The following is a 5,345-nucleotide window of genomic DNA, read 5'->3' on the forward strand; positions in this document are numbered from 1 at the left end:
ACCACACTCTGGTCGCTTTTGACGGTCACGCTCGGAATGTGGTTGCTGCAAGTGATGAATCTGGTTTAACAAAAACGATCTTCGCCGAACCAAACATCAGCCAAATCGGGATTCAGGCAAACCGGTAAACTCTGTTTTAAAAATAAATAAATTACCCGCTTGCGGTTGTTGGGCCATTGCCTCATCACTCAAACCGATGCGCGCGCTGGTCACCGCCAGTAAATTAAAATCTTTACCGCCAAATGCCACGCAGGTCGCTTGCGAGACTGGCATGTCGAGCACCAGATTTTTATGTCCGCTTGGCGAATAGCGCACTACGCGGCTGCCACCCCATTGGGCATTCCACACAAAGCCTTCGGCATCGACACAAGCACCATCGGGCTCCACACCAATTTCAGTGTGGGCAAAAATTTCCGGATTAGATAATTCGCCAGTCTCTGCATCAAAATCATAAACGCGAATGCTGTGGCTCGGTGAATCGGCGTGATACAGCTTGCGTGAATCCGGGCTCCAGCAAAGTGCGTTGGAAATCATCAAGCCGCTGAAATGTTTGCTCACCGCAAATTGTTGATCCAAACAATAGAGTGCTGCACTTTGCTCGGGTGTGTTTTTTTGTTCAACCGTAGTGCCCATCCAAAAACGTCCCTGACGATCACAGCGACCATCGTTGGAGCGATTTCCTGCAATACCCTCTTCCGGTTTTGCGATCCATTCAAGCGCGCCGGTTGTGACATCAAACCAGGCGAAGCCCGATTCAAATGCCGCCAGAATGCGCGCATCATTTTTGGCAAACGCAAAACAACACAAGCGCTCGGGCATATCCCAAGTGCTTAATTGTTTATCGCTGAGGCGATAGCGGTAAAGTTTTGCGGAGAGGATGTCCGTCCACCAAAAACATTCATCCTGATGATTCCACTGCACGCCTTCACCCAATAAGTTTGCGCAGGGTACGGTATCGATAAGTTCAAAGGTGGCCATGATCATTAACTCTTTGTGTTGGATTACAGAGTATTTTTTTATGGGCAAAAAAAACGCCCCTGGAAAGGAGCGTTTCTCTAACCGGCTTCAGTGGCCGCGAGATTACCACCAGATACTGTAGAAAGCGATAAGCACTACCACTACGCCCGCACAAGCAATGTTGTACACAGGTTCGGTTTTGAAATTGATGCCTTTAAGGTCGATGGCATTTTCCTGATCCTTACCACCTGCTGCGTAGGTCACGATAATTGCCAGAGCCGCGCAAATTAAGAATACCAAACCAACACGATCCATAAACGGCAAGCTTGGATAGAATTCTTTAAACGCGATAGACAACAGGATCGAAGAAATACCGGCAACCAATGCAGAGGTCGCAGTGGCTTTTTTCCAGAAGAAACCGAACAGGAACATCAACACGATACCAGGGGTGAAGTAAGCGGTGAAATCCTGAATAAATTGGAATGCCTGATCTGACTTTCCGATCAATGGTTTTGCAACAACCAATGCAATGATTAATGAAATAGTTGCAGCGGTACGCCCTACATTTACCAAGTGAGATTCAGAAGCGTCCGGCTTGATAATCAGTTTGTAAATATCCATGGTGAACAAGGTAGAAATACTATTCACTTTGGAGCTGAGTGACGCACAAATTGCAGCAACCAAACTGGCGAACACAATTCCCAATAATCCGTGCGGAAGCAACTTCATCATTTCAGGATAAGCGCGATCTGACGGCGACAAACCTGGAATCAAACTCGCTGCCGCAACACCGGGCAATACCACGATGATTGGCATCAACACTTTCAAATAAGCAGCAAGGGCGATACCTTTTTGCGCTTCTTGCAAACTTTTTGCGGCCAAGGTGCGCTGGGTAATGTATTGGTTGAAGCCCCAGTAAGACATATTCATTACCCACATACCGCCGATCAATACTGAAATGCCCGGCAGGTTTTGGTATTGCGGATTGCTTGGATCGAGAATGAGGTCGAATTTTTCCGGAACAGTATCAAGCAGCGTTTTAAAACCGTGAACGATACCTTGATCGCCACCAATTTTTTCCAAGCCCAAATAGGTAATCAACAAACCGCCCAACACCAACAAGGTAACCTGGAATACGTCGGTAAACGCAACGGCTTTCATACCGCCGTAAATAGAATAGGTGAATGAAAACACCGCGAGGCCGATCATGGCGTAAACCATATCTACACCGGTCACCGCTTCAATCGCCAGTGCGCCGAGATACAAAATAGAGGTGAGGTTTACCAACACATAGAGCGTCAGCCAGAAAATCGACATGACGATACGCACACGGCGGTCATAACGGTTTTCCAAAAATTGCGGCATGGTGTAAATGCCCTTCGCCATAAAAATCGGCAGGAAGTATTTACCCACAATAAAAAGTGTAATCGCCGACATCCATTCGTAAGATGCAATCGCGATACCCGCTGCGTAACCCGCACCAGACATACCAACGATTTGCTCAGCAGAAATATTCGCGGCGATAAGCGACGTACCCACCGCCCACCAAGGCAAGGATTTACTCGCGAGGAAATAATCTTCGGCGGTTTTTTCGTGCCCCGCTTTTTCGCGGGACACATAATAGGCAATGAAAATCAGGACACCGGCATACAACGCCAGAATAGACAGGTCAAACCAATTGAGGCTATTAATCACCAACGTTCTCCTACAGCTTTATTAATTTTTTGTTTTTATAGTTGGAATACAACATCGGTAACTAATTGTTAGAAATTGCCCCAACCGTTAGGTCATCGCCATTAGATCCTCCCCCCATCGACTACAAATTCCTGTGAGGTGATCATGGCAGAATCATCTGCAGCCAAAAATAATGCGAGATTGGCTACATCGTGCGCACCCAAACGTTTTTTGAGACACACACGTTTCATCAGCTCCTCTTCTTCTTCCGCGCTCAACCATTTTTCCAGTTGTTTAGGTGTTGCCACCCAACCGGGCAAAATAGAATTCACACGAATATTATCCACGCCGTAATCCGTTGCCAGCGCTTTGGAAATACCTAAAATCCCGGCCTTGGCAGTGATATAACTTGCCAGGCGCGGTGGCCCGAACTGCACATTGATCGAGCTGATATTAATAATCGAGCCACCACCTTGTGCGGCCATCATCGGCTGTACCGCTTGCGCGGCAAAAAACGCCGGATGCAAGTTGATCGCCAAACCGCGATGCCAATCGGCCTCGGTGATGCTGCGCGTATCGACCCGCTGGTCATTCGCGGCATTGTTAACCAATACCTGAATATCACCTTGCGCTTGCTGTGCATCGGCAATGCTACGTTGCAATGCGCTTATATCGCTTACATCGCAAAGTGCAAACCAGGGGCGCGCATGCCCTTTACCCACCAATTCATCGCAGAGCGCGAGCGCACCTTGTTCATCAATATCTACAAAGGCCACCTTTGCGCCCTGGGAGGCAAAGGCTTCCACCAGCGCCGCACCTATACCGGTGGCGCCGCCAGTGATAAATACACTACGTCCCTTCAAGCTGGGGTAAGGGGTATATCCTTTATGGGCTGAGTAGTTAAACATGTCGATTTCTCTCTGGAGTCTCGCACCGGTCGCTACCGACCCGGCACCTTATATGAGCATAGGCAGTTGTGTATGACCTGCATAGGCTATTTAGGTTTTACCAGAGATACATTTATCAACTGCAGAACTTCTTGCAGCAGATTTTTTACCGCTTTGCTTGCGCTTTCGTGGTCGCCAGCGCAAATAGCATCATAAATTCGCTTGTGATCTTCGTAATCTGCAGTGAGCACACCTTTTAATTGGTTGGTGCTGGCGATACTCACGCGCAAGGCGACCTGGATAAACTCGCGCAACTGGAAAAAGAAGCGGTTGTTACCGGCGGCCAGAATGGCACAGTGGAATTCAATGTCGGCCGCGAGTGGATCATCATGACCTTCATCCGCGCGCTTCATCCGTGCCAAGGCATCGCCGATTGCCTTTATTTTTGCACTGTCCTGATTATTTTCAGCAGCGAGTACCGCTGCTTCCGGTTCAATCGCCATACGCAACTGGGTGAACTCACGCAGCAGTTCCAGTGATGGGCGCGCGTTGAGAGTCCAGCCAAGTACATCGGCATCGAACATATTCCAATGGCTGCTCGGCATCACCCGGATACCCTGCCGCGGGCGCGATGCAATCAGCCCCTTGGCGGTCAGCATTTTTACCGCTTCGCGGGTAACGCTGCGGCTGATATTAAATTGTTGCGATAATTCCGCCTCAGTCGGGAAGGATTTATCGATCGCATACTGACCTTGTACGATTGCCGCACCCAATTGATGGGTTAACTGGTGAGTGAGATTACGCCCTGTATCCAGCATAGTTATTTAGCCTATTTATATTATATATTTATCTGGTATCCGACAAGGCTTTCTTCGTCGTTGAACTATCTATTAAAAGCCCTGGGAGAGAGTACGGATACCGCTAATTGTGATGACCCCAAAACAAGAACCCGCGCCTGTTGCCAAGCGCGGGTTATTTAACAAGAGGATGTTGCTTTAGTCACGCAAAAAATGCGCGTCGCTCCAAATTGCCTACATTGGCGAGGATAGCGAGCCGCTTATTCCTTCGCCTGAATGTTTTCGGCAATCTCTTCCAGGTTGGAGTGGCGAACATCTTCACCATTCACAAGGTAGATAACGTATTGGGCAAGGTTGCGCGCGTGGTCACCGATACGCTCCAGTGCACGCAATGACCACATGATATTCAATACGCGGGTGATGCTTCGCGGATCTTCAATCATAAAGGTCACCAGCTCACGCATCGCGGTGCTGTATTCCATATCGACCTGTTTATCGGTTTGCACCACGGTCAATGCCAAGTCCATATCCAGACGCGCAAACGCATCCAGGGCGTCCTGCAACATACGCGACACATGGCCGCCGATATGGCGCACTTCGATGTAACCGCGCGGTGCGAGCCCATCTTTGTTCATTGCGATAGCTTGGCGGGCAATCTTGCTCGCCTCATCGCCAATGCGCTCCAAATCGGTAATCGCTTTAGTTACTGCGATCACCAAACGCAAATCGCTGGCCGCTGGTTGACGACGGGCAAGAATGCGGGTGCACTCTTCATCAATCGTCATCTCCATTGAATTGACTTTCAGGTCTGCGCGCACAACTTGCTCTGCACGTTCAATGTCTGCATCGATCAACGATTGAATTGCATCATTGACCTGACGCTGCGCCATGCCGCCCATTTCCGACAAATGCGTGCGAATGGTTTCAAGCTCGATATTGTATTGTTGCGAGATATGAAGAGTGTGACTCGTAATATCCATAACCATGATGCGCCTCCGCATTAACCGTAACGGCCGGTGATGTAATCTTC

5 protein-coding genes are annotated in these 5,345 nt (G+C 48.9%); all 5 read right to left on the bottom strand.

Translation table 11 applies throughout. The annotated features are described in order from the left end of the window. Positions 1-96: 96 nt before the first annotated feature. Positions 97-978 carry an SMP-30/gluconolactonase/LRE family protein gene (locus AAGC78_RS21625; RefSeq protein ID WP_435786182.1) on the bottom strand — a complete coding sequence of 294 codons (882 nt, stop codon included), beginning with the start codon at positions 976-978 and terminating at the stop codon, positions 97-99. A 102-nt stretch (positions 979-1,080) separates the two neighbouring features. After that, a complete protein-coding gene (locus AAGC78_RS21630; RefSeq protein WP_435786183.1) occupies positions 1,081-2,652 on the bottom strand; it encodes a sodium:solute symporter family transporter in 1,572 nt (523 codons plus the stop codon). A 101-nt stretch (positions 2,653-2,753) separates the two neighbouring features. Then, positions 2,754-3,539: an SDR family NAD(P)-dependent oxidoreductase gene (locus tag AAGC78_RS21635; protein WP_435786184.1), complete on the bottom strand. Its 786-nt coding sequence runs from the start codon at positions 3,537-3,539 to the stop codon at positions 2,754-2,756. Positions 3,540-3,625: 86 nt separating this feature from the next. Beyond that, positions 3,626-4,336: a FadR/GntR family transcriptional regulator gene (locus tag AAGC78_RS21640; protein ID WP_435786185.1), complete on the bottom strand. Its 711-nt coding sequence runs from the start codon at positions 4,334-4,336 to the stop codon at positions 3,626-3,628. A gap of 239 nt (positions 4,337-4,575) precedes the next feature. Continuing rightward, positions 4,576-5,295 (bottom strand): phosphate signaling complex protein PhoU, encoded by a 720-nt coding sequence (gene phoU, locus AAGC78_RS21645; RefSeq protein ID WP_435786186.1) that lies wholly within the window; start codon positions 5,293-5,295, stop codon positions 4,576-4,578. Positions 5,296-5,345 lie beyond the last annotated feature (50 nt).

This window comes from Cellvibrio sp. (assembly GCF_039207905.1).
GTDB lineage: Bacteria > Pseudomonadota > Gammaproteobacteria > Pseudomonadales > Cellvibrionaceae > Cellvibrio.

Excerpts from the sequence above, each read along its gene's own strand:
- AAGC78_RS21625 (WP_435786182.1), bottom strand. The coding sequence starts at position 978 with ATGGCCACCTTTGAACTTATCGATACCGTACCCTGCGCAAACTTATTG.
- AAGC78_RS21640 (WP_435786185.1), bottom strand. The coding sequence starts at position 4,336 with ATGCTGGATACAGGGCGTAATCTCACTCACCAGTTAACCCATCAATTG.
- phoU (WP_435786186.1), bottom strand. The coding sequence starts at position 5,295 with ATGGATATTACGAGTCACACTCTTCATATCTCGCAACAATACAATATC.
- AAGC78_RS21635 (WP_435786184.1), bottom strand. The coding sequence starts at position 3,539 with ATGTTTAACTACTCAGCCCATAAAGGATATACCCCTTACCCCAGCTTG.